This is a genomic window from Pseudomonas sp., from assembly GCF_030690725.1.
Taxonomy (GTDB): domain Bacteria; phylum Pseudomonadota; class Gammaproteobacteria; order Pseudomonadales; family Pseudomonadaceae; genus Aquipseudomonas.
Genome location: NZ_JAUYGD010000013.1, coordinates 39,588 through 61,728, shown reverse-complemented (window position 1 = coordinate 61,728; position 22,141 = coordinate 39,588). Strand labels below are relative to the sequence as shown.

Below are 22,141 nucleotides of genomic sequence, written 5' to 3'. Positions count from 1 at the left end.
CTATATATAGCGGTGCCGCGCTAGCAGGCAGTACAGCGCCTCCCGCATTTATTTATCGACTTTCAGGAATTTTCCAATCCATGGGCAAATCGCTGGTCATCGTGGAATCCCCGGCCAAGGCCAAGACCATCAACAAGTACTTGGGCAACGAGTACGTGGTGAAGTCGAGCATCGGCCACATCCGTGACCTACCCACCAGTGGTTCGGCGAGTACCGCCAAAGAGCCGGTCAAGCGTGGTAAAGCCGCTGCAGGTGAAGTACCGGCGCTGTCGCCCAAGGAAAAAGCCAAGCGTCAGCTGTTTGCGCGCATGGGGGTTGATCCCGAACACGGCTGGAAAGCCAAGTACGAGATCCTTCCAGGCAAGGAGAAGGTCGTCGAGGAATTGCGCCGTTTGGCCAAGGATGCCGACACCATCTATCTCGCAACCGACTTGGACCGCGAGGGGGAAGCCATTGCCTGGCACCTGCGCGAATCCATTGGTGGTGACGACAGCCGCTACAAGCGTGTGGTGTTCAACGAAATTACCAAGAAGGCGATCCAGGAAGCGTTTTCCAAGCCTGGCGAGCTGGATATCAACCGGGTCAACGCCCAGCAGGCGCGGCGCTTCCTCGACCGCGTAGTGGGCTATATGGTCTCGCCGCTGCTGTGGGCGAAGATCGCCCGTGGTCTGTCTGCCGGCCGTGTGCAGTCGGTAGCGGTCAAGCTTGTGGTCGAGCGCGAGAAAGAGATTCGCGCTTTCGTCCCCGAAGAATACTGGGAAGTGCACGCTGATCTGGGCACAGCCAAAGGCGCCAATGTGCGTTTTGAAGTGGCCCGTGAGAACGGCGCTGCCTTCAAGCCGCTGAACGAGGCCCAGGCCATGGCGGCCCTGGCCACGCTGAAAGCGTCTAGCTACAGCATCAGCAAGCGCGAAGACAAACCGACCAGCAGCAAGCCTTCGGCGCCGTTTATCACCTCCACCCTGCAGCAGGCCGCCAGTAACCGCCTGGGCTTTGGGGTGAAGAAGACCATGATGATGGCCCAGCGTCTCTACGAGGCCGGCTATATCACCTATATGCGTACCGACTCGACCAATCTCTCGGCCGATGCCGTGAGCATGGTGCGCGACTTTATCGAAGGCGAGTTCGGCAAGAAGTACCTGCCGGCTAACCCTATTGCCTACAGCAGTAAGGAAGGCGCCCAGGAAGCGCACGAAGCGATTCGTCCTTCTGACGTCAATCTCAAGCCGACCCAGCTGTCGGGCATGGAGCGTGACGCCGAGCGTCTGTACGAGCTGATTTGGCGCCAGTTCGTCGCCTGCCAGATGCCGCCGGCTGAATACCTGTCGACCACCGTGACCGTGACCGCTGCGCAGTTCGAACTGCGTGCCAAGGGCCGTATTCTCAAGTTTGACGGTTATACCCGAGCGTTGCCGCAGCTGAGCAAGCCGGGCGATGACGATGTGCTGCCGGACATGAGCCAGGGCGAAGTGCTCAAGCTGATCAAGCTTGATCCGAGCCAGCACTTCACCAAGCCGCCGGCGCGTTACTCGGAAGCCAGCCTGGTCAAGGAAATGGAGAAACGCGGTATAGGTCGTCCGTCGACCTATGCAGCGATTATCGGCACCATCCAGGATCGCGGGTACGTGGCGCTGCATAACCGCCGTTTCTACTCGGAGAAGATGGGTGATATCGTCACCGAGCGTCTGGCGGAAAGCTTCTCCAATCTGATGGACTACGGCTTTACCGCCGGCATGGAAGAGCACCTGGACGATGTGGCTCAGGGCGAGCGCGAGTGGAAGCATGTGCTCGACGAGTTCTACGGCGACTTCAAGAAGAAACTTGAAGTGGCTGAAGCGGGCGAGGGCGGCATGCGCGCCAACCAGCCAACGCTGACTGATATCGCCTGCCGTGATTGCGGCCGGCCAATGACCATTCGTACTGCCTCCACTGGGGTATTCCTCGGTTGCTCCGGTTATGCCCTGCCGCCAAAAGAGCGCTGCAAGGCCACCGTCAACCTGGTGCCGGGCGACGAAATTGCCGCGGACGACGAAGGTGAGTCGGAGTCGCGCGTGTTGCTCGGTAAGCACCGTTGTCCGATCTGCTCGACCGCGATGGACGCCTACCTGCTCGATGAAACTCGCAAGTTGCATATCTGCGGCAATAACCCCGATTGCAGCGGCTATGAAGTGGAGCAGGGCCAGTACCGCATCAAGGGCTACGAAGGCCCGAGCCTGGACTGCGACAAGTGCGGTAGCCAGATGCAGCTGAAAACCGGCCGTTTCGGTAAGTTCTTCGGTTGCACCAACAGCGAGTGCAAAAACACCCGCAAACTGCTGAAAAGTGGTGAAGCGGCGCCGCCGAAAATGGACCCGGTGAAGATGCCGGAGCTCAAGTGCGAGAAGGTCAACGACACCTACATCCTGCGCGATGGCGCTTCGGGTCTGTTCCTGGCTGCCAGCCAGTTCCCGAAAAACCGCGAAACCCGCGCGCCGCTGGTGTTGGAGCTGATCCCGCATCGCGACGAGATCGATCCCAAGTATCACTTCCTCTGCGACGCACCAAAGAAAGACCCGCAAGGTCGCGCAGCGGTGATCCGCTACAGCCGCAAGACCAAGGAGCAGTACGTACAGACCGAAGTCGACGGCAAGCCGACTGGCTGGCGTGCGTTCTTTGATGGCGGTAAGTGGAAAGTCGAAGACAAGAGCTGATCAACAGCTGATTTAGCACAACGCGCGTCTGCCGCTGGCCGGCGCGCGTATGCTTATCCAATCCGTTATGGAGGGCGCCGCAATGGCCAATGAACTCTATACCCGTACTAACCAGAAAATTTTCTATGCCGGCCTGGCGCTGGAGTCCTGGCGCAAGGCTGAACAAGGCCAGAGCATGAATGCTCTAGCCTTGATCCAGGCCGAGCGCGAGGCTGCGTTATTTCATCTGTACGGTGCCTTGCTCGGCCTGTGCCATGAGATTGCCGGTTACTACCGCTTGCCGGACAGCGCAGCTCCGCAGGCCGAGCGCTTTCTCACCGAGGACGTGTTACAGGCGGCTCCAAGCCAGGAGTTGGGTGAGCTGGTCGAGCTGGCACAGTCCGCTGGCAGCTGGGTTGCTCAGTTGCTCAAGGCCTATGCCGAGCTGTTTCAGCCGCCGCAGGCGGGTAAGAAAGCCAAGGTCGATCCTGCTACGCCGTTGATCACTGCGGTCAGCCTGGATGAAGAAGTCGCGCCCCTGGCGCAAGAGACGCTTGAAGCCTGGCGTCAGCAGTTGAAGGCTCTGGCACAGCGCTTTCGGCAAACCCTGAGTGAATGGTAGGCGGCTGATTGGACCGGCGGACTAGGGCGAGCCCGGGTCGGCTGTTACACTGTCGGCCTTTCGTGGAGAGCTAAGCCAATGCCTACATCATTCCTGGAAATTGTTGAATTGCCCGACGGGCGCATTGCCTTGCGTCGTGCAGAGGATGAAGAGTCGCTGGTAGTGCTGGATTTCTCTGCTGATGCCAAAGCCTTTCTGCAGGGGCAGCACGTCGAGGTGGCCAAGGCCATGCTCAATGTCGGTGTGCAGATGGCGGGGCGCCTGGCTGAAAATAATTTCCAGCAGGAAGAAGGGCCGCGAGTTCTGCATTGATTGCAGAATTTTTCCGGGCTCTGAGCTAGAGCGTTCTGCTCGTGTTGGCTGTTTCTTTTATCAAGTTCTACTGGCTGATACGCACATTCCTTGTGCGTGACCTCTGGCCAACTATCCCAGACTGATATTCAGGCTTTGCGCCTTGCCCTGCCGTGCCGCTCGCTCAAGCTGCTGCCGTGCCTGGCGTTCCAGCGGGTGCAGCCAACTCACAACGGTGTGACTGCGGCCCAGCGTCAAGGCCTGTTGCGCCAGCTCCAGCGCGCTTTGTGCGCCGCGTGGGTGCAGCAGTAGGATACGTTCGCGGTTCAGGCCCGCCTCGCGTAGCCAGGTCTGGGTCAGGCTCGATGGCGGGGCGATCAGGGTCAGCCAGCGTTCGTCGTGGTTGTCGCTAAGCTCGCGCAGAATCGGCGCTAGAAGGTTCAGGCAGTGCCCGGCTGCACCACGCAGCGACAGTTCACTGAAGGCCTCTGTCTTATCATCCTGCCAGGGCAGCTCAGCGCTATCGGCAAGTAATGGCGTCACCGTCGATGCCAGAAATGCATCGAACAAAGGCAGTTGTGTACGGTTCAGTGAATGTGGGAACTGCATAGATCCTCCACTAGCAGGTGGTTGAAAACTACCTGCGTTGTCGATACTGCGTTAAAAATGCCCTCGGCAAACCGCTTGCGGTTAACGCGCTTCAGCGCGGCCCGAAGGGCGAGTGAAACGAGTAATGCTCATTTACAGTCGTAAACTCGCCAGCGAGCCCAGTCCGCTTGATTCGCTGCGCTCACCCTACGGGCCAGCCGTTGGCTGTTACTTCGCTGCGCTGCGTTTCTCGGCCATTTTTTCCTTGTCTCGCCTGCCTCGGCTCGGGCTTCCTGCTTCGCTCTAACTCCTGCATCCATGCAGTCGTCGCCTACGTTTTCAACGGCCTGCTAGCGGCGGATAACGCCGACGCTCAAACCTTCAATAATCAGGTCCTGTTCTTCCAGGTTTACTTCGATCGGCGCGAATTCCGGGTTTTCCGCAATCAGCCAGACCTTGTTGCCTTCACGCTTGAAACGTTTGACGGTCACTTCATCGTCAAGACGCGCCACCACCACTTGTCCGTTACGGGCTTCGCGGGTGGTGTGTACGGCCAGCAGGTCGCCATCGAAGATGCCGATGTCTTTCATGCTCATGCCGCGTACACGCAGCAAGTAATCAGCCTTGGGGTGGAAGAAGTCTGGATTGATCTTGCAGGACTCTTCGACATGTTGCTGCGCCAGGATCGGCGCACCTGCGGCGACGCGGCCAATCACCGGTAGGCCTTCGTCTTCCTCAGCACTGGGCTCGAAGCCTGGAATGCGGATGCCGCGTGAAGCGCCAGGGGTCATTTCGATGGCACCCTTGCGGGCCAGGGCCTTGAGGTGCTCTTCCGCTGCGTTGGGTGATTTGAAACCCAGTTTCAAGGCGATTTCCGCTCGGGTAGGCGGGTAGCCGTTGTCTTCAAGGCACTGCTTGATGAAGGCGAGAATTTCAGCTTGGCGCGGCGTCAGTTTTAGCATGGTCGGCTCTGTTTTTTTGTACAGTGACTGGGATTATATACAGTGATCGGCGATTGGCAATCCTTGTGTTCTGATCTCTACTCAATTGACCTTTGTATCGTCAGTTGCAGTGCTCTGTTACTTGGGCTGTTCACGGGGCGTCTAGCTAGGGTTAGCCTGTGCCTTTAGCGGATGTCTGTGACCAACCGGCCACAAGATGGTTTGCCCGGCTTGACAAGGCGGGCGGCTGAAACGTATGTTTCAAACAAGTGTTTGTTCAGATGAAAAGAGTCATGGCCCAGTCGGAAACCGTTGAACGCATTCTCGATGCGGCAGAGCAACTTTTTGCGGAGAAAGGTTTCGCAGAAACATCTCTGCGTTTGATCACCAGCAAGGCAGGGGTAAACCTGGCCGCGGTGAATTACCACTTCGGCTCGAAGAAGGCCCTGATTCAGGCAGTGTTCTCGCGCTTTCTCGGGCCTTTCTGTGTAAGCCTGGAACGTGAGCTGGATCGCCGTCAGGCCAAGCCGGAAACCAAGGTCAGCCTAGAAGAGCTGCTTGAGTTGTTGGTCGAGCAGGCGCTGGCAGTAAAGCCGCGCAGCGGTAACGACCTGTCGATCTTCATGCGTTTGCTGGGCCTGGCCTTCAGTCAGAGCCAGGGGCACCTGCGCAAATACCTCGAAGAGGTGTACGGCAAGGTATTCCGTCGTTATATGCAGCTGGTTCATGAAGCCGCTCCGCGTATTCCGCCGTTGGAACTGTTCTGGCGCGTGCACTTTATGCTCGGCGCTGCAGCGTTCAGCATGTCCGGGATCAAGGCCCTGCGGGCCATGTCGGAAACCGATTTTGGCGTTAATACCTCGATCGAGCAGGTGATGCGCTTGATGGTGCCATTCCTGGCTGCCGGCATGCGCTCCGAAACCGGCCTGACCGATGAAACCCTGGCCAGTGCCCAGCTCAAGCCGCGCATCAAGACTCCTGCTGTCCCCAGCAAAGTTTGACCTCGGCGGGTGGGCTTGGTGGATGCTATCCGCTAAGCTAGCCGCCCATGGTTGCTCTCGATTTTCTGCATATTTCCCTCGCCGATCAGTGCCTGTATGGCTTTGCCAACGGGCAGCTGCAGCTGCGCCTGAGTGTTTCCACCGCGCTGAATGGCGCTGGTGAGCGCAATGGTTCCGGCTGTACGCCGCGTGGCTTGCACCAGGTGCGGGCGAAGATTGGCGAGGGTTTGCCAAATGCCGCTGTGCTGCGCGGGCGGCGTTGGACCGGCGAAGTCTGGTCGCCTGAGTTGCATGCGCAATTTCCCGGGCGTGACTGGATTCTTACGCGCATTCTCTGGTTGAGTGGTTGTGAGCCCGGCCGCAATCGTCTGGGCGCTGTCGATACCTTTCGCCGCTATATCTACATACACGGTACGCCGGACAGCGAGCCCATGGGCGTGGCGCTGTCCCATGGTTGCGTGCGTCTGCGCAACAGCGATCTGCTGGAGCTCTTTGCGCGTGTCCCGGTTCACTGTGCGGTACAGATTGACGAGGCCGCCTGCCCTGAGTGGGCGGTTGCGCCGCTTAATTAAGGAAGAGTTGTGAGTGCACCCATGCAAGGTTCATTGATGCTGGATATCGCCGGCACCTGGCTGACGGCTGAAGATCGCCAGATCCTGCGTCAGCCGCAGGTGGCCGGGCTGATTCTGTTCGCGCGCAATATCGAAGACCCGCGCCAGGTGCGCGAGCTGTCTGCGGCGATTCGCGCAGTGCGTCCGGACCTGCTGTTGGCAGTGGATCAGGAAGGCGGCCGGGTACAGCGTCTGCGTCAGGGTTTTGTGCGCTTGCCAGCAATGCGTGCGCTGGCCGATAACGCCAATGCCGAGCATCTGGCTGAGCAGTGCGGCTGGGTTATGGCCACCGAAGTGCTGGCTGCCGGGTTGGACTTGAGCTTTGCCCCAGTGCTGGATCTCGATCATCAGCGCAGTGCGGTGGTTGGCAGCCGTGCTTTTGAGGGTGATGCGCAGCGCGCCACTTTACTGGCTGGGGCGTTTATCCGTGGGATGAACGCTGCGGGCATGGCCGCCACTGGTAAGCATTTCCCCGGTCACGGCTGGGCTGAGGCGGATTCCCATGTGGCCATCCCGGTGGATGAGCGCAGTCTGGAACAGATTCGCGCTGTCGATTTACAGCCTTTTGCGCAATTGAGTCGGCAGTTGGCTGCGGTGATGCCCGCCCATGTGATCTACCCTCAGGTGGACAGTCAGCCGGCCGGTTTTTCCCGGCGCTGGCTGCAGGACATTCTGCGTGGCGAGCTGGCTTTTGATGGAGTGATTTTCAGCGACGATCTGTCCATGGCCGGCGCCCATGTGGTCGGCGATGCGGCGTGCCGTATCGAGGCGGCGCTGGTGGCAGGTTGTGACATGGGCCTGGTGTGTAATGATCGGGCAGCGGCAGAGCTGGCCTTGAGCGCCTTGCAGCGCCTCAAGGTGGAACCGCCGCAAGGTCTGGCGCGGATGCGTCGGCAGGCCTTCCCGGGTATTGAGTATCGGCAGAATCCGCGTTGGCTGGCGGCACTTGGTAACCTGCGCGATGCGCAACTAATCGACTAAGGAGTAATGGATGACGGTTTACGCGATTATCGGTGGTACTGGTCTGACCAAGCTGGACGGTCTGACCATCAAGGCCGCGCTGCATATCGATACGCCCTATGGCGCGCCCTCTGCGGCGGTGCTCAAGGGTGACTATGCCGGCCGTGAAGTGCTGTTCCTTGCCCGCCACGGGCATCCGCACCGCATCCCGCCACATCAGGTCAACTACCGCGCCAACCTCTGGGCGCTGCGTGAGGCGGGGGCCAAGGCGATTATCGCGGTCAACTCGGTGGGCGGTATTCATCCGGCCATGGGCACCGGGCATTTCTGCCTGCCGCACCAGATCATCGATTACACCTCGGGGCGCGAGCACACCTATTTCGAGGGCGAACTGGAACATGTCACCCATGTCGATTTCAGCCATCCCTATGACGCAGGGTTGCGCAGCAAACTGGCCAATGCCCTGACTGCCGAACACTGTGCGTTCAGCAATCACGGCCTGTATGGCTGCACCCAGGGGCCGCGGCTGGAAACCGTTGCCGAGATCGCGCGGATGGAGCGTGATGGCTGTGACATCGTTGGCATGACCGGTATGCCGGAAGCGGTACTGGCCCGTGAACTGGCTTTGCCCTATGCCTGTCTGGCGCTGGTGGTAAACCCAGCCGCCGGCAAGTCCCGCGCGCTGATCACCATGGCGGAAATCGAGCGCGCCCTGGAAGAAGGCATGGGCACGGTCAAGGCCGTATTGGCGCGCGTGCTGGCCAGCTGATTGGATCGTGTTGCAATCAAAAAGGGCCGCGTAATGCGGCCCTTTTTTGTGGCGGTGTTTTTACAGTGGGCTGACGCGAATCAGCATCCCCAGACTGCCATTATCAACAAAGGTCAGCTCGCCGCTTTTCAGGCGGCTGCTCTGCTTGATGCGCTCGCTGTCGTTGAGAATGCCGCTGGCGTCGAGCTGGTTGACCCAGATGTCGCTGTCCAGCTCGATCACGCGGCCGGCCTTGAGGCTGATGGTGCCTTCGACGGGGTGGTGGCCGAACTGCTCGTTGCCGGTGCTGATGGCGACGCGGCTGCTCGATTCGCCCAGGCTCTGGGACCAGGCCTTGTGCAGCAATACCTGATAACCATTAGAAGGGCTGAGCTTGCCGGCTTCGGCGTTCAGCGCGGTGCTGCGGCTGTTGCTGCCATCCACCGGCAGCGCGTTCTGCGCCCAGTTGTCGGGCGGCAGCTGACCGGCGGAAATCGGTGTGGCGGCCTGGCGGAATACGATGACTTCAACCTGATACAGGCTTTCAGCCAGGGCGGCGGTGCTGCTGAGCAGGCCCAGCAGGATAAGCGGCAGCAGGGCCAGGGTGCGGAATGCGCGCATGGGTCAGTCCTTTAGGTTGAGGGAGTCAGGCGCTCGAACAGCGCCTCTAAGGTGTTGAAACGTTCTTCCGGGCGCTCCATGGGCACCTGGATCTTAAACATCGTCGCGCCTTCGAACTTGTAACGGTTCGGCGCACTCTGGATCAGCTTGATCAGGGTTAGCGGATCGACGCAGGTATCGGCGGCAAATTCGATACGTCCGCCTTGCGGGCCGGCATCGACCTTCTTGATTCCGAGCTTTTCCGCCTGCAATTTCATCAGGGTGATGCGTATCAGGTTCTTGCTTGCATCCGGTAGCAGGCCGAAGCGGTCGATCATCTCCACTTGCAGCTCTTTCAGGCCATCCTCGTCGGCGGCGTTGGCGATGCGTTTGTAGAGGATCAACCGCGCATGCACGTCGGGTAGGTAATCTTCGGGGATCAGTGCCGGTACACGCAGGTTGATTTCCGGGCCGCCGCCAAGCGGCTGGTCGAGGTTGGGCTGCTCGCCTTTGCGGATCGATTTCACCGCGCGTTCGAGCATTTCCATATACAGGGTGAAACCGACTGCCTGGATCTGCCCGCTCTGGCCATCGCCGAGCAGCTCGCCGGCGCCGCGAATTTCCAAGTCATGGGTGGCCAGCAAGAAGCCGGCGCCGAGGTCCTGGGCGCCGGAGATGGCTTCCAGGCGCTTCTGCGCATCATCGGTCATCTGCTTGCGTGGCGGTGTCAGCAAGTAGGCGTAGGCCTGGTGGTGACTACGACCGACGCGGCCGCGCAGCTGATGCAGCTGGGCCAGGCCGAACTTGTCGGCGCGCTCGATGATAATGGTGTTGGCGCTCGGTACATCGATACCGGTTTCGATGATGGTCGAGGCGATCAGCACGTTGAAGCGCTTGTGGTAGAAGTCGCCCATCACCTGTTCCAGCTCGCGCTCGCGCATCTGCCCGTGGCCGATGCCAATGCGTGCTTCTGGCACCAGTTCGGCGAGGTCGGCGGCGCATTTCTCGATGGTTTTCACATCGTTATGCAGGTAATACACCTGGCCGCCGCGCAGCAGTTCGCGCAGCAGCGCTTCCTTGATCGTCGGGTTGTTCTGTTCCATGACAAAGGTGCGCACCGACAGCCGCCGTGCTGGCGGCGTGGCGATGATCGACAGGTCGCGCATGCCGGCCACAGCCATGTTCAAGGTTCGTGGAATTGGCGTGGCGGTGAGGGTGAGGATGTCGACTTCGCTGCGCAGGGCCTTGAGCTGCTCTTTCTGGCGCACGCCGAAACGGTGCTCTTCGTCGATGATCACCAGGCCTAGGTTGCTGAACTTGACGTCTTCCTGCAGCAGCTTGTGGGTGCCGATAACGATGTCGACCTTGCCCTCGGCCAATTGCTGCACGGCGTCGCTGACTTCCTTTGCGCTTTTGAAGCGGCTCATCACCTCGACTTTTACCGGCCAGTCGGCGAAGCGGTCGCGGAAGCTGTTGTAATGCTGCTGGGCGAGCAGGGTGGTCGGTACCAGCACCGCCACCTGCTTGCCGCCATGCACGGCGATAAAGGCGGCGCGCATCGCTACTTCGGTTTTGCCGAAGCCGACATCGCCGCAGACCAGGCGGTCCATCGGCTTGGGTGCGAGCATATCGTCATGCACAGCTTCGATGGCAGATTGCTGATCCGGGGTTTCCTCGAACGGGAAACCGGCGCTGAAGGTGGCGTAATCGGCTTTCGGGTCGGCAAACGCATAGCCTTCGCGAGCGGCGCGGCGGGCGTAGATGTCGAGCAGTTCGGCGGCGACATCACGTACCTGTTCGGCGGCCTTGCGCTTGGCCTTCTGCCAGATTTCCGAGCCGAGGCGGTGCAGCGGGGCGAGGGCGTCGTCGCTGCCGGTGTAGCGGGCGATCAGGTGCAGGCTGGCCACCGGCACGTAGAGTTTGGCTTCCTCGGCGTACATCAGGGCGAGGAATTCGGCGGCCTGGCCGTCGAATTCCATGGTCACCAGGCCCAGGTAGCGGCCGACGCCATGGTCGATATGCACCACCGGTGCGCCTTCGCGCAGCTCGGTAAGGTTCTTGATGACGTTGTCGCCGCCGTCGCGAGATTTCTCCCGGCGCCGGCGCTGCATAACACGCTGACCAAACAGCGGGCTTTCCGCCACCAGGGCCAGGTCTTCGAGCAGCAGGCCGTCATCCAGCGGTGCAATGCAGATGCCCAGGCGCTGTTTGCTGGCGGTGAAGGCCGGCCAGCTTTCGAACTCGTTGGGTTTGAGCTTGAGGCGGGCGAGCAATTCCAGCAGCACTTCGCGGCGCCCGGCGGACTCGGCGCAGAACAGCACGCGGCCAGGGTATTCCTCGATAAAGCGCCGCAGCGCCGCCAGTGGTTCGCCGGCCTTGGCCTGGATCGCCAGGTCAGGCAGCGGTTTGGCGTTGAAGCGCAGGCGACCGACGCCTTCTTCGATATCGTCCTGGCTGACCACCACGCGCGGCCAGTTTTTCAGCCTGGCGAAACAGTCTTCCACCGGTAGGAAGATATCGGCCGGCGGCAGCAGCGGGCGTTCCGGGTCGACGCGGCGGTCTTCGTAACGGCTGCGCGCATCGACCCAGAACTGCTCGGCGGCTTTCTCGATGCCTGGCAGGGAAAATACCTGGGTGTCGGCGGGTAAATAGTCGAAGAGGGTGGCGGTTTCTTCGAAGAACAGCGGCAGGTAGTACTCGATACCGGCCGGGGTGATGCCAGTGCTGAGGTCCTGATAGATCGGGCAGCGGCGGAAGTCCACGTCGAAACGCTCGCGAAAGCGCCCGCGGAAATCGGTAACGGCTTTCCTTTCCAGCGGAAATTCGCGCGCCGGTAGCAGCTTGATCGACTCGACCTTGTCGATGGAGCGCTGGTTTTCCGGATCAAAGGTGCGCAGGGTTTCGATTTCGTCATCGAACAGGTCGATGCGGTACGGCTGGCTGCTGCCCATCGGGAACAGGTCGATCAGCGCGCCGCGCACGGCGAACTCACCATGTTCATACACCGTATCCACACAGCGATAGCCGGCGGCTTCCAGATTGCCGCGCATCTGGTTGACGTCGAGTTGCTGGCCGACCTGCATGACCAGGCTACTGCCGAGCAGAAAACGCTTGGGCGCCAGGCGGTGTAGGGCGGTGGTGATCGGAACTACCAATACGCCGTGCTTCAGCTCGGGCAGGCGATAGAGCGCGGCGATACGCTGGGAAATGATGTCCTGGTGCGGCGAAAACAGGTCGTAGGGCAGGGTTTCCCAGTCAGGGAAATGCAGCACCGGCAAATCCGGAGCGAAAAAGCTCAGCTCCTCTTGCAGGCGCTCGGCACTCTGGCTGTCGGCAGTCAGCAGCAGGGTGAAGCGTTTGGCATTGCTGGCGGCTTCGGCAATCGCCAGGCTCAGCGCGGCACCGGGCAGGTTGCCCCAGTGTTGTTTGCCGGCAGTGGCCGGTAGGGACGGTAGACGCAGTACAGGCACGGGCGGCTCACGGTCATGGCACAAGGTCGGCGATTGTAGCGGGCGTTTATGTGCGGTGTCAGTTACGACAGTCGTGCATTGCTCATGCTTGCTTGCGCCGTCATAATGTAGCCCCTTTTTTCAGCCCCTACATGTGGAAGGTACTGCCCGTGACTCAGAAGCCCGACCAGTGTCTCGGTGAGTGGATCGATCGAGAAGCCCTTGCGGAAGCGATGATTCCGATGATTGGCCAACTCTACCGTAACAACAACGTGGTCACCTCGATCTACGGCCGTGGTTTGATCAACCGCTCGGTGATCGACATTCTCAAGGCCCACCGCTTCGCACGTCACCGCCTGACCGGCGACAGCGAACTGTCGGTGCACGATACCTTCCTGGTGCTCAAGGCCATGAGCGAGCTCAAGCTGGGCGCCGCCTCGATAGATCTGGGCAAGATGGTCAGCAAGTTCAAGGCCGAAGGCCAGGGCCGCAGCATCGAGCAGTTCGTCAAGGACGAGCTGGTTGAAGTGGTTGGCAAGCAGAACAGCGAAGCCCGCGAAGGCACCGACGTGGTGCTCTACGGCTTCGGTCGTATCGGCCGTCTGCTGGCACGCATCCTGATCGAGAAAACCGGTGGTGGCGACGGCCTGCGTCTGCGCGCCATTGTTGTGCGCAAAGGTGCGACCAATGACTTGGTCAAGCGTGCCAGCCTGCTGCGCCGCGACTCGGTGCATGGCAAGTTCGACGGCACCATCACCATCGACGAAGAAAACAACACCCTGACGGCCAACGGCAACCTGATTCAGGTGATCTACGCCAAGTCGCCAGCCGAGGTGGATTACACCCAGTACGGCATCAAGAACGCTCTGCTGGTCGACAACACCGGTGTATGGCGTGACGCCGACGGCCTGGGCCAGCACCTGGCCTGCCCGGGTGTTGATCGCGTTGTTCTGACCGCACCTGGCAAAGGCGCGCTGAAGAACATCGTGCACGGCATCAACCACGGCGAAATCACCCCAGAAGACAAGATCATCTCGGCTGCTTCCTGCACCACCAACGCCATCGTGCCGGTGCTCAAGGCGATCAATGATCAGTACGGCATCGTCAATGGTCACGTCGAAACCGTTCACTCGTATACCAACGACCAGAACCTGATCGACAACTTCCACAAGGGCGACCGCCGTGGCCGCAGCGCGCCGCTGAACATGGTGATCACCGAAACCGGTGCTGCCACTGCCGCTGCCAAGGCGCTGCCAGTGCTGAAGGGCAAGCTGACCGGCAACGCCATTCGCGTACCGACGCCGAACGTGTCGATGGCCATTCTCAACCTCAACCTTGAGAAAGCCACCACCCGTGAAGAAGTCAACGAGTACCTGCGCCAGATGGCCATGCACTCGGACCTGCAGAAGCAGATCGACTTCGTCCAGTCGCAGGAAGTGGTCTCCACTGACTTCGTTGGCTCGCGTCACGCCGGTGTGGTCGATGCTGAAGCCACCATCTGCAATGACAACCGCGTTGTGCTGTACGTGTGGTACGACAACGAGTTCGGTTATAGCTGTCAGGTGGTTCGTGTGATGGAAGATATGGCCGGGGTCAACCCGCCAGCTTTCCCGCGCTAAGCGCAGGCGATGCATAAAAAAACGGGAGCTTCGGCTCCCGTTTTTGTTGCCTGAAATTGCTGGAATTAATCGGCCAGCAAGCTAGTGCGCAACTTATCCGACAGGCCGTTGGGCGATAGCCAGATGCCCAGGTAGGCCCTGGCCAGGGCTGGGTCCTGGCTGGTGTAGGCGACTTTGCCATTCACCTCCAGGGTTAGGCCGCTGTCTTGGTTGAAGTTCAGGGCGTAGCGGTCGCCTGGGCGAATATCCCTGAACGTGGCGTGCAGGGCATCTACCTCGGGGCGCAGGCGCTGCAATGTAGCGGCGTCGTGCTGGCGTTCGAGCGTGACCCAGGCAGCCTTGATCACGTCTTGGCTGTCGATGTTGCGGAAGTAGTAAAGCTCCAGGCGTTGCGTGAGCGGCTTGGCGACTGCCTGGCTGGCGCTGGCCTCGCTGGGGGCGTAGAAGGCGGCGGCGTAGACGTCGGCCCACAGGTAGGTCAGCACGCTCTGGTTCTTGCGCTCCAGGCTGTTCTGTTCGAATTGGTGGGTGGCTGCGAAGTTGGCTTCTTGCAGGCGTTCGCGGTTGTTGGCGAATAACTCGCCGCTCAGCAGCAGTAGGGTAGTAAGCGCTAGTAACAGGCGCATGGCAGGGCTCCAGTTGGTCTATTAGTCTTATGTCGCGCGCGGCGGCTTGGCAGTCAAGCCGCCATCTGTTGCCTTCTGTTACGTTAAACCGGATAAAAGCAAGCGCTTGGGTGGTCAGTGGCCGAAGGTGCGACTTATAATCGGCCAGATTTTTTCCCGCGACCGACATCCTGCCCAGCGCCTGACGTGTTTTTGGCGTTGCGCCGCATTTTTCTGCGTTGGTGTCGTCCGTATTCTAAAAAAGCTTATAAATCAGTGGTTAGGCAAACCTATGATCAAAATAAAACATGGGCTTGATTTGCCCATAACAGGCGTGCCGGCGCAGCGCATTGAGGCTGCAAGGCCGGTGCGTAGCGTCGCCGTCATAGGCTTCGATTATCACGGTATGAAGCCTTCGATGGAGGTTCAGGTCGGTGACCGGGTCAAGCTTGGCCAGGTACTGTTCTCGGACAAGAAGTCGCCAGGCGTGCAATACACCGCTCCAGCTGCAGGCGTGATCAGCGCCATCCATCGCGGTGAGAAGCGGGTGCTGCAATCGGTGGTAATCGATGTCGAGGGCGATGAGCAAATCACCTTTGATCACGTAGCAGTTGACCAACTGGCGACTGTCGGCGACGCCAAAGTGCGTGAAGTGCTGTTGCAATCGGGCTTGTGGACCGCGCTGCGCGCTCGTCCGTTCAGCAAGGTGCCGGCTGCTGATGCGCAGCCCAGCTCGATTTTCGTCACCGCCATTGATACCCACCCGCTGGCAGCCGATCCGGCTGTGGTGATTGCCGAGTACGCCGCCGACTTTGCAAACGGTCTGCAGGTGCTGAGCAATCTGGCCAAGGTATTTCTGTGCAAGGCTGAGGGTGTCAGCCTGCCTGGCGAACAGCTGAGCAAGGTACACACCGAAGCCTTCGCCGGCCCGCACCCTGCGGGCTTGCCGGGTACGCATATCCACTTCCTCGATCCGGTCAGCGCCAGCAAGAGCGTCTGGTCGATCAATTATCAGGACGTGATTGCCGTTGGCAAACTGTTCACCACCGGGCAGCTCTGGACTGAGCGCGTTGTCGCGCTGGCCGGTCCCGTGGTTGAGCAGCCGCGCCTGCTGCGCACCCGTCTGGGCGCCAGCCTCAGCGAGCTGACTGCAGGTCAGCTGCAGCCTGGTTTCAACCGGGTTATTTCTGGCTCGGTACTGGGTGGTCGTACCGCGCAGGGCGCTTTCGCCTTCCTCGGTCGCTATCACTTGCAGGTGTCCTGCCTGGTTGAAGGGCACGAGCGTGAGTTGATGCATTACCTGCGTGCCGGGGTTAACAAGCACTCGGTGATGAACATCTTCGTTTCCAAGCTCAATGCTGCGAAGAAATTCGCCTTCTCCACCACCACCAATGGCAGCCCGCGCGCCATGGTGCCGGTGGGTAACTACGAAGCTGTGATGCCGCTGGATATCCTGCCGACGCAACTGCTGCGCTACCTGATCGTCGGTGACACCGAGATGGCTCAGAAACTGGGCTGCCTGGAACTCGATGAAGAAGACCTGGCGCTGTGCACCTATGTCTGTGCCGGCAAGTATGAGTACGGCCCGATCCTGCGCGATAACCTCGCCCGTATTGAGAAGGAGGGTTAAGTCATGGGTATTCGTGCATTCCTCGATAAAGTCGAGCACAACTTCGAAAAAGGCGGCAAGTACGAGAAGTGGTACGCCCTCTATGAGGCTGTCGACACCTTCTTCTATCGCCCTGGCAGCGTAACCAAGACCACCGCCCACGTGCGTGACGGCATCGACCTCAAGCGCATGATGATCACCGTGTGGTTGTGTACCTTCCCGATGATGTTTTTCGGCATGTGGAACACCGGTTATCAGGCCAACCTGATCTTCGCTAACAGCCCTGAGCTGCTGGCCGCCCAGGAAGGCTGGCGCTTTGCGCTGATCGGCTCACTGGCCGGGTTTGACCCGAACAGCCTGTGGGATAACTTTATCCAGGGCGCGGCTTACTTCCTGCCGGTGTATGCAACGGCGTTTATCGTCGGTGGCTTCTGGGAAGTGCTGTTCGCTTCGATCCGCAAGCATGAAGTCAACGAAGGTTTCTTCGTCACCTCGGTACTCTTTGCCCTGATTCTGCCGCCGAGCATTCCGCTGTGGCAGGTCGCGCTGGGTATCAGCTTCGGCGTGGTCATCGGCAAGGAAGTGTTTGGCGGTACTGGCAAGAACTTCCTCAACCCGGCGCTGACCGGCCGTGCCTTCCTGTTCTTTGCCTACCCGGCGCAGATGTCCGGTGATGCGGTATGGACTGCGGTGGACGGCTTTGCCGGTGCCACTTCGCTGAGCCTGGCGGCTTCCGGCGGCATCGACAACGTGATCAACAACGGCATTACCTGGATGGACGCCTTTGTCGGCACCATTCACGGCTCGCTTGGTGAAACCAGCACCCTGGCCATCGCCATCGGCGGCCTGGTGTTGCTGATCACCAAGATTGCCGCCTGGCGCATCGTCGCCGGTGTGATGCTGGGCATGGTTGGCCTGAGCCTGCTGTTCAATGCACTTGGTTCGACCACCAACCCGATGTTTGCCATGCCTTGGTACTGGCACCTGGTGGTGGGCGGTTTTGCGTTCGGTATGTTCTTTATGGCCACCGACCCGGTGTCGGCGTCCATGACCAATACCGGTAAGTGGATTTTCGGTGCCCTGATCGGTGTGATGGTGGTGTTGATCCGTGTGGTCAACCCGGCCTTCCCGGAAGGCATGATGCTGGCGATTCTGTTCGCCAACCTGTTCGCACCGCTGATCGACCACTTCGTCGTTCAAGCCAATATCAAGCGGAGGCTGGCGCGCAATGTCTAGTCAAAAAGAATCCACCGTCCGTACGCTGGTGGTGGCCCTGTTGGTGTGCCTGGTGTGCTCGGTGTTTGTTGCCGGTGCAGCCGTGGCGCTGAAGCCGACCCAGGTGGACAACCGTCTGCTGGACAAGCAGCGCAGCATTCTGGCGATCGCCGGTCTGGGCGATGCCAGCATGTCCAGCGCCCAGGTTAAGGACATGTTCAAAGGCACCATCAGCGCCAAGCTGGTGGACCTGGAAACCGGCAAGTTTTCCGATGCCCAGGACCCAGTCACCTTTGACCCGCTTAAAGCCTCCAAGGACCCGAAACTGTCCTCGGTGCTCAAGGGCAGCGATGACATCGCCGGGATCAAGCGTCAGGAACGCTTCAGCACCGTGTATGTGGTGGAGAAGGATGGTCAGGTTGAAACCCTGATTCTGCCGGTGCGCGGTTACGGTCTGTGGTCGACTCTGCACGGCTTTATCGCAGTCAAGGGCGACCTGAATACTGTGGTTGGCATGGGCTTCTACCAGCACGGCGAAACGCCGGGTCTGGGTGGCGAAGTCGACAATCCGAAGTGGAAAGGCCAATGGCCAGGCAAAACCCTGTTCGATGAGGACGGCAAGCTGGCCGTGCAAATCGTCAAGGGTGGTGTCGATGCACAGAGCCCTAAGGCCGTGCATCAGGTTGATGGCCTGGCAGGCGCTACGCTGACCAGCGTTGGTGTGGACAACCTGCTGAAGTTCTGGCTTGGCCAGAATGGCTTCGGTCCGTTTATCGCGAACCTGCGCGCAGGGGAGGCTTGATCATGTCGCAGCCGACTATTAAAGAAGTCCTGCTTAACCCGATTTTCAACAACAACCCGATTGGCTTGCAGATTCTAGGGATCTGTTCCGCCCTGGCGGTGACCTCGAACCTGAAAACCGCGCTGGTGATGTCTGCCGCGCTGACCCTGGTAACCGGGTTCTCCAACCTGTTTATCTCGATGATTCGCAGCCAGATCCCGGGCTCGATCCGCATGATCGTGCAGATGGTGATCATTGCTTCCCTGGTAATCGTGGTTGATCAGGTGCTCAAGGCCTTTGCCTTTAGCCTGTCCAAGCAGCTCTCGGTATTTGTCGGACTGATCATCACCAACTGCATCGTGATGGGCCGCGCCGAAGCCTTTGCCATGCAGAACCCGCCAGTGCTGTCGTTCTTCGACGGTATTGGTAACGGGCTGGGCTATAGCGCCTTTCTGATCGTCCTGGGCATCATTCGCGAGCTGTTTGGCGCGGGCAAACTGATGGGCTACGAGATCATTCCGGTGATCAACGACGGTGGCTGGTACCAGCCTAACGGCATGCTGCTGCTGCCGCCTTCGGCGTTCTTCCTGATCGGGCTGTTTATCTGGGGTATTCGCGTCTGGAAAAAAGACCAGATCGAGAAGCCGAGCTTCAAGATGGCGCCTCAGGTATCCAATAAGGAGGCCTACTAATGGAGCACTACATCAGCCTGTTCGTCCGTGCGGTGTTCGTTGAGAACATGGCCCTGGCGTTCTTCCTCGGCATGTGCACCTTTATTGCCATCTCGAAAAAGGTCGAAACCGCCATTGGTCTCGGTATCGCCGTAGTGGTGGTACTGGGTATCACCATGCCGGTGAACAACCTGATCTACACCAACTTGCTCAAGGACGGTGCACTGGCCTGGGCCGGTTACCCGCAAGTCGATCTGAGCTTCCTCGGCCTGCTGACCTTTATCGGCGTGATCGCGGCGATCGTACAGATCCTCGAGATGACCCTGGATAAGTACGTGCCCTCGCTGTACAACGCCCTCGGCGTGTTCCTGCCGTTGATCACCGTGAACTGCGCCATCATGGGTGGCTCGCTGTTTATGGTCGAGCGTGACTACAACCTGGCGGAAAGCACCGTGTACGGTGTCGGCGCCGGTGTTTCCTGGGCCCTGGCGATTGCCGCTCTGGCGGGGATTCGCGAGAAGCTCAAGTACAGCGATGTACCTGAAGGTCTGCAGGGACTGGGCATCACCTTTATCACCATCGGTCTGATGTCTCTGGGCTTCATGTCCTTCTCCGGCGTGCAGTTGTAAGGAAGGGATGAATAGATGATCAATTTCGAGATTTTCATCGCCATCGGCATGTTCACCGGCATTGTGCTGGCGTTGGTGCTGATCATTATCGCGGCGCGCGCCAAGCTGGTTTCCAGCGGTGACGTAAGCATCGAGATCAACGGCGAAAAAACCATTGTGGTACCAGCTGGCGGCAAGTTGCTGCAGACCCTGGCGGCCAACAATATCTTCCTTTCTTCGGCCTGCGGCGGCGGCGGTACCTGCGCCCAGTGCAAGTGCGTGGTCGAGCATGGCGGTGGTGAAATGCTGCCGACCGAAGAAGCTGCCTTCACCCGTCGCGAAGCCAAGGCTGGCTGGCGCCTGTCCTGCCAGACTCCGGTCAAGCAGGACATGAAGATCGAAGTGCCGGAAGAAGTCTTCGGCGTGAAGAAGTGGGAATGCACCGTTGAGTCCAACCCCAACGTGGCCACCTTCATCAAGGAGCTGACGCTGAAACTGCCGGAAGGCGAAAGCGTCGACTTCCGCGCCGGTGGCTATGTGCAGCTGGAGTGCCCGCCGCACGAAGTGCATTACAAGGACTTCGATATTCAGGAAGAGTACCGCGGCGACTGGGACAAGTTTAACCAGTGGAAGTACGTGTCCAAGGTCGAAGAGACCGTGATCCGTGCCTACTCCATGGCCAACTACCCGGAAGAAGTGGGTCTGGTGAAGTTCAATATCCGTATTGCTTCGCCGCCACCGGGCAAGGACGATTTGCCACCGGGCAAGATGAGTTCCTACGTGTTCAGCCTCAAACCGGGCGACAAGATCGATGTGTACGGTCCGTTTGGTGAGTTCTTCGCCAAGGAAACCGACGCCGAGATGGTATTTATCGGTGGTGGCGCTGGTATGGCGCCGATGCGTTCGCACATCTTCGACCAGCTCAAGCGCTTGAAGTCGACCCGCAAGATCAGCTTCTGGTACGGCGCGCGCTCCATGCGTGAAGCCTTCTACGTTGAAGAATACGATCAGCTGCAGGCCGAGAACCCCAACTTCAAGTGGCACCTGGCCTTGTCCGATCCGTTGCCGGAAGACAACTGGACCGGTCTCAAGGGCTTTATCCACAACGTGCTGTACGAGAACTACCTCAAGGACCATCCGGCTCCGGAAGAGTGTGAGTTCTACATGTGCGGCCCGCCCATGATGAACGCTGCCGTGATCAAGATGCTGATCGACCTGGGTGTGGAGGAGGAGAACATCCTGCTCGACGACTTCGGCGGTTAAGCATGAGCCATGTGCTACTGCGGCCCGTTATCGCTGTCAGCTTGCTGACAGCCCTAACGGGCTGTTGGTTTTCAGAGCGGGTAGAAGAATTTGGCGGCCCGACCATGGGCAGCACCTACACCGTCAAATATGTGCGCAGCAAGGATTCGCCGAGCCTTGAGTTACTCAAGCGCGAGACCGATGCCATCCTGGCTGAGGTTGACCAACAGATGTCGACCTATCGCGATGATTCCACTATCGAACAATTCAACCAGGCTCCAGCGGGTACCTGTCAGGCGATGCCTGCCGGGGTGCTGGAATTGGTCGAGGCAGGACGCGTGTTGCATGAGCAAAGTGCCGGCGCGTTCGACCTGACCCTAGAGCCGCTGCTCAATCTCTGGGGCTTCGGTCCCAAGGCGCGCGCCGAAAAGGTGCCGACCGCTGAGCAACTGGCCGCCGCGCGTGCGCAAGTGGGCATGCAACACCTGCGCAGTGAAGGTGAGCAGCTGTGCAAGGATGTTGATGTGCAGGTCGACTTCAACAGCATTGCCGCCGGCTATGCGGTGGACAAGATCGTGCAGCGCTTCACTGAGCTAGGTGTGACCAGTTATATGGTCGAGGCCACCGGTGAACTCAAGGCCGCAGGCAAAAAGCCTGACGGTCAGCCTTGGCGTATCGGCCTGGAGGCGCCGCAGGACGGCCAGCGTGTCGCCCAGCGCGTGCTGGCGGTGGATGGTTACGGCATTTCCACCTCGGGTGATTACCGCAACTACTTCGAGGAGGATGGGCAGCGTTACTCGCATACCCTCGATCCGTTGACCGGCGCACCGATCACCCACACGCTGGCAGCGGTAACCGTGGTGGATAAATCGACCTTACGCGCCGATGGCTTGTCTACAGTGCTAATGGTGATGGGCACTGAGCGTGGCCTGGCATTTGCTGAGCGTATGGGTATTGCGGCGTTTTTCGTGACCCGTGAAGGTGACGCCTTCGTCACACAGACAACTCAGGCTTTCGAGCAGCTATTCGCTGCAGGAGACGAGCAATGACGTTTTTAGTGGTGTTTCTGACCATGCTGCTGGTAGTGGGCATGATGGCGGTAGGCGTGATGATGGGGCGCAAACCCATTGCCGGTTCGTGCGGCGGTATCGCCAACCTGGGTATCGAGAAGGAATGCTCGATCTGTGGTGGCAGCCGCGAGAAGTGCGAGGAAATCAACAGCGACCCGCAAGGCAAGACCGCAGCCCTGGCCTACGACGCGACCAAACGCTAATCGTCCTGCGACCAGCTAAAAGGCTAGGCTTGCAGTGA

Annotated in this window: 21 protein-coding genes; 16 read left to right on the top strand and 5 right to left on the bottom strand. The window is 59.6% G+C overall.

What is annotated here, in order from left to right:
• The first annotated feature begins 80 nt into the window (after positions 1-80).
• The 3 genes from topA (at position 81) to Q8O69_RS03115 (ending at position 3,603) form a co-directional block, all read left to right on the top strand.
• Positions 81-2,690, top strand: a complete 2,610-nt coding sequence (topA, locus tag Q8O69_RS03125) for a type I DNA topoisomerase (protein WP_305589473.1) — start codon at positions 81-83, stop codon at positions 2,688-2,690.
• An 82-nt stretch (positions 2,691-2,772) separates the two neighbouring features.
• A complete protein-coding gene (locus Q8O69_RS03120) occupies positions 2,773-3,291 on the top strand; it encodes a DUF6586 family protein (protein WP_305589471.1) in 519 nt (172 codons plus the stop codon).
• A 78-nt stretch (positions 3,292-3,369) separates the two neighbouring features.
• A complete protein-coding gene (locus tag Q8O69_RS03115) occupies positions 3,370-3,603 on the top strand; it encodes a hypothetical protein (RefSeq protein WP_090248059.1) in 234 nt (77 codons plus the stop codon).
• A gap of 111 nt (positions 3,604-3,714) precedes the next feature.
• Here Q8O69_RS03115 and sulA read toward each other — a convergent pair whose 3' ends face one another.
• Both sulA and lexA read right to left on the bottom strand, forming a co-directional pair.
• On the bottom strand, positions 3,715-4,191 hold the full coding sequence (gene sulA, locus Q8O69_RS03110) for an SOS-induced cell division inhibitor SulA (protein WP_305589468.1): 477 nt from the start codon (positions 4,189-4,191) through the stop codon (positions 3,715-3,717).
• Between the two features lie 329 nt (positions 4,192-4,520).
• A complete protein-coding gene (gene lexA / locus Q8O69_RS03105; protein ID WP_305589466.1) occupies positions 4,521-5,132 on the bottom strand; it encodes a transcriptional repressor LexA in 612 nt (203 codons plus the stop codon).
• Positions 5,133-5,404: 272 nt separating this feature from the next.
• On the opposite strand from lexA, the gene Q8O69_RS03100 reads away from it, so the two are divergent.
• From Q8O69_RS03100 to Q8O69_RS03085, 4 genes are read left to right on the top strand one after another with little or no spacing between them, the layout of a single operon-like run.
• Positions 5,405-6,112 (top strand): TetR/AcrR family transcriptional regulator, encoded by a 708-nt coding sequence (locus Q8O69_RS03100; protein WP_305589464.1) that lies wholly within the window; start codon positions 5,405-5,407, stop codon positions 6,110-6,112.
• A gap of 47 nt (positions 6,113-6,159) precedes the next feature.
• Positions 6,160-6,684, top strand: coding sequence for a L,D-transpeptidase (locus tag Q8O69_RS03095; protein ID WP_305589462.1), 525 nt, complete (start codon positions 6,160-6,162; stop codon positions 6,682-6,684).
• 21 nt (positions 6,685-6,705) lie between these two features.
• The gene (gene nagZ, locus Q8O69_RS03090; protein WP_305589479.1) at positions 6,706-7,704 is read left to right on the top strand and encodes a beta-N-acetylhexosaminidase; all 999 of its coding nucleotides are present in this window, start codon (positions 6,706-6,708) and stop codon (positions 7,702-7,704) included.
• A 10-nt stretch (positions 7,705-7,714) separates the two neighbouring features.
• Positions 7,715-8,452, top strand: coding sequence for an S-methyl-5'-thioinosine phosphorylase (locus Q8O69_RS03085; RefSeq protein WP_305589460.1), 738 nt, complete (start codon positions 7,715-7,717; stop codon positions 8,450-8,452).
• 60 nt (positions 8,453-8,512) lie between these two features.
• On the opposite strand, the gene Q8O69_RS03080 is transcribed toward Q8O69_RS03085, so the two are convergent.
• Both Q8O69_RS03080 and mfd read right to left on the bottom strand, forming a co-directional pair.
• Positions 8,513-9,052 carry a CsiV family protein gene (locus Q8O69_RS03080; RefSeq protein WP_305589458.1) on the bottom strand — a complete coding sequence of 180 codons (540 nt, stop codon included), beginning with the start codon at positions 9,050-9,052 and terminating at the stop codon, positions 8,513-8,515.
• Between the two features lie 11 nt (positions 9,053-9,063).
• On the bottom strand, positions 9,064-12,501 hold the full coding sequence (mfd, locus tag Q8O69_RS03075; RefSeq protein ID WP_305589456.1) for a transcription-repair coupling factor: 3,438 nt from the start codon (positions 12,499-12,501) through the stop codon (positions 9,064-9,066).
• 131 nt (positions 12,502-12,632) lie between these two features.
• Between mfd and Q8O69_RS03070 the strand changes: the two genes are divergently transcribed.
• Complete coding sequence (locus Q8O69_RS03070; RefSeq protein ID WP_305589454.1) at positions 12,633-14,099, top strand: glyceraldehyde-3-phosphate dehydrogenase; 1,467 nt, start codon at positions 12,633-12,635, stop codon at positions 14,097-14,099.
• A 65-nt stretch (positions 14,100-14,164) separates the two neighbouring features.
• Here Q8O69_RS03070 and Q8O69_RS03065 read toward each other — a convergent pair whose 3' ends face one another.
• A complete protein-coding gene (locus Q8O69_RS03065; RefSeq protein WP_305589452.1) occupies positions 14,165-14,725 on the bottom strand; it encodes a chalcone isomerase family protein in 561 nt (186 codons plus the stop codon).
• A gap of 271 nt (positions 14,726-14,996) precedes the next feature.
• On the opposite strand from Q8O69_RS03065, the gene Q8O69_RS03060 reads away from it, so the two are divergent.
• The 8 genes from Q8O69_RS03060 (at position 14,997) to nqrM (ending at position 22,103) form a co-directional block, all read left to right on the top strand.
• Positions 14,997-16,334, top strand: a complete 1,338-nt coding sequence (locus Q8O69_RS03060; RefSeq protein WP_305589450.1) for a Na(+)-translocating NADH-quinone reductase subunit A — start codon at positions 14,997-14,999, stop codon at positions 16,332-16,334.
• A 3-nt stretch (positions 16,335-16,337) separates the two neighbouring features.
• On the top strand, positions 16,338-17,549 hold the full coding sequence (locus Q8O69_RS03055) for an NADH:ubiquinone reductase (Na(+)-transporting) subunit B (protein WP_275963135.1): 1,212 nt from the start codon (positions 16,338-16,340) through the stop codon (positions 17,547-17,549).
• Complete coding sequence (locus Q8O69_RS03050) at positions 17,542-18,330, top strand: Na(+)-translocating NADH-quinone reductase subunit C (RefSeq protein WP_275963136.1); 789 nt, start codon at positions 17,542-17,544, stop codon at positions 18,328-18,330. Before Q8O69_RS03055 ends, Q8O69_RS03050 begins: the two co-directional genes overlap by 8 nt.
• Positions 18,327-19,001, top strand: coding sequence for an NADH:ubiquinone reductase (Na(+)-transporting) subunit D (locus Q8O69_RS03045; protein WP_275963137.1), 675 nt, complete (start codon positions 18,327-18,329; stop codon positions 18,999-19,001). Before Q8O69_RS03050 ends, Q8O69_RS03045 begins: the two co-directional genes overlap by 4 nt.
• Positions 19,001-19,609, top strand: coding sequence for an NADH:ubiquinone reductase (Na(+)-transporting) subunit E (gene nqrE, locus Q8O69_RS03040; protein ID WP_090387314.1), 609 nt, complete (start codon positions 19,001-19,003; stop codon positions 19,607-19,609). The genes Q8O69_RS03045 and nqrE overlap by 1 nt, the downstream gene beginning before the upstream one ends.
• Positions 19,610-19,624: 15 nt before the next feature.
• Positions 19,625-20,851: an NADH:ubiquinone reductase (Na(+)-transporting) subunit F gene (gene nqrF, locus Q8O69_RS03035; protein ID WP_275963138.1), complete on the top strand. Its 1,227-nt coding sequence runs from the start codon at positions 19,625-19,627 to the stop codon at positions 20,849-20,851.
• 104 nt (positions 20,852-20,955) lie between these two features.
• Entirely contained in the window at positions 20,956-21,879 is a 924-nt protein-coding gene (locus Q8O69_RS03030) for an FAD:protein FMN transferase (protein ID WP_305589446.1), read from the top strand.
• Positions 21,876-22,103, top strand: coding sequence for a (Na+)-NQR maturation NqrM (gene nqrM / locus Q8O69_RS03025; RefSeq protein ID WP_305589444.1), 228 nt, complete (start codon positions 21,876-21,878; stop codon positions 22,101-22,103). The genes Q8O69_RS03030 and nqrM overlap by 4 nt, the downstream gene beginning before the upstream one ends.
• The last annotated feature ends 38 nt before the right edge of the window (positions 22,104-22,141 follow it).

What these genes read in the sequence shown, in the direction of transcription:
- topA (WP_305589473.1), top strand. Translation starts at nt 81, where the DNA reads ATGGGCAAATCGCTGGTCATCGTGGAATCCCCGGCCAAGGCCAAGACC.
- Q8O69_RS03120 (WP_305589471.1), top strand. Translation starts at nt 2,773, where the DNA reads ATGGCCAATGAACTCTATACCCGTACTAACCAGAAAATTTTCTATGCC.
- Q8O69_RS03115 (WP_090248059.1), top strand. Translation starts at nt 3,370, where the DNA reads ATGCCTACATCATTCCTGGAAATTGTTGAATTGCCCGACGGGCGCATT.
- sulA (WP_305589468.1), bottom strand. Translation starts at nt 4,191, where the DNA reads ATGCAGTTCCCACATTCACTGAACCGTACACAACTGCCTTTGTTCGAT.
- lexA (WP_305589466.1), bottom strand. Translation starts at nt 5,132, where the DNA reads ATGCTAAAACTGACGCCGCGCCAAGCTGAAATTCTCGCCTTCATCAAG.
- Q8O69_RS03100 (WP_305589464.1), top strand. Translation starts at nt 5,405, where the DNA reads ATGGCCCAGTCGGAAACCGTTGAACGCATTCTCGATGCGGCAGAGCAA.
- Q8O69_RS03095 (WP_305589462.1), top strand. Translation starts at nt 6,160, where the DNA reads ATGGTTGCTCTCGATTTTCTGCATATTTCCCTCGCCGATCAGTGCCTG.
- nagZ (WP_305589479.1), top strand. Translation starts at nt 6,706, where the DNA reads ATGCAAGGTTCATTGATGCTGGATATCGCCGGCACCTGGCTGACGGCT.
- Q8O69_RS03085 (WP_305589460.1), top strand. Translation starts at nt 7,715, where the DNA reads ATGACGGTTTACGCGATTATCGGTGGTACTGGTCTGACCAAGCTGGAC.
- Q8O69_RS03080 (WP_305589458.1), bottom strand. Translation starts at nt 9,052, where the DNA reads ATGCGCGCATTCCGCACCCTGGCCCTGCTGCCGCTTATCCTGCTGGGC.
- Q8O69_RS03070 (WP_305589454.1), top strand. Translation starts at nt 12,633, where the DNA reads ATGTGGAAGGTACTGCCCGTGACTCAGAAGCCCGACCAGTGTCTCGGT.
- Q8O69_RS03065 (WP_305589452.1), bottom strand. Translation starts at nt 14,725, where the DNA reads ATGCGCCTGTTACTAGCGCTTACTACCCTACTGCTGCTGAGCGGCGAG.
- Q8O69_RS03060 (WP_305589450.1), top strand. Translation starts at nt 14,997, where the DNA reads ATGATCAAAATAAAACATGGGCTTGATTTGCCCATAACAGGCGTGCCG.
- Q8O69_RS03055 (WP_275963135.1), top strand. Translation starts at nt 16,338, where the DNA reads ATGGGTATTCGTGCATTCCTCGATAAAGTCGAGCACAACTTCGAAAAA.
- Q8O69_RS03050 (WP_275963136.1), top strand. Translation starts at nt 17,542, where the DNA reads ATGTCTAGTCAAAAAGAATCCACCGTCCGTACGCTGGTGGTGGCCCTG.
- nqrE (WP_090387314.1), top strand. Translation starts at nt 19,001, where the DNA reads ATGGAGCACTACATCAGCCTGTTCGTCCGTGCGGTGTTCGTTGAGAAC.
- nqrF (WP_275963138.1), top strand. Translation starts at nt 19,625, where the DNA reads ATGATCAATTTCGAGATTTTCATCGCCATCGGCATGTTCACCGGCATT.
- Q8O69_RS03030 (WP_305589446.1), top strand. Translation starts at nt 20,956, where the DNA reads ATGGGCAGCACCTACACCGTCAAATATGTGCGCAGCAAGGATTCGCCG.
- nqrM (WP_305589444.1), top strand. Translation starts at nt 21,876, where the DNA reads ATGACGTTTTTAGTGGTGTTTCTGACCATGCTGCTGGTAGTGGGCATG.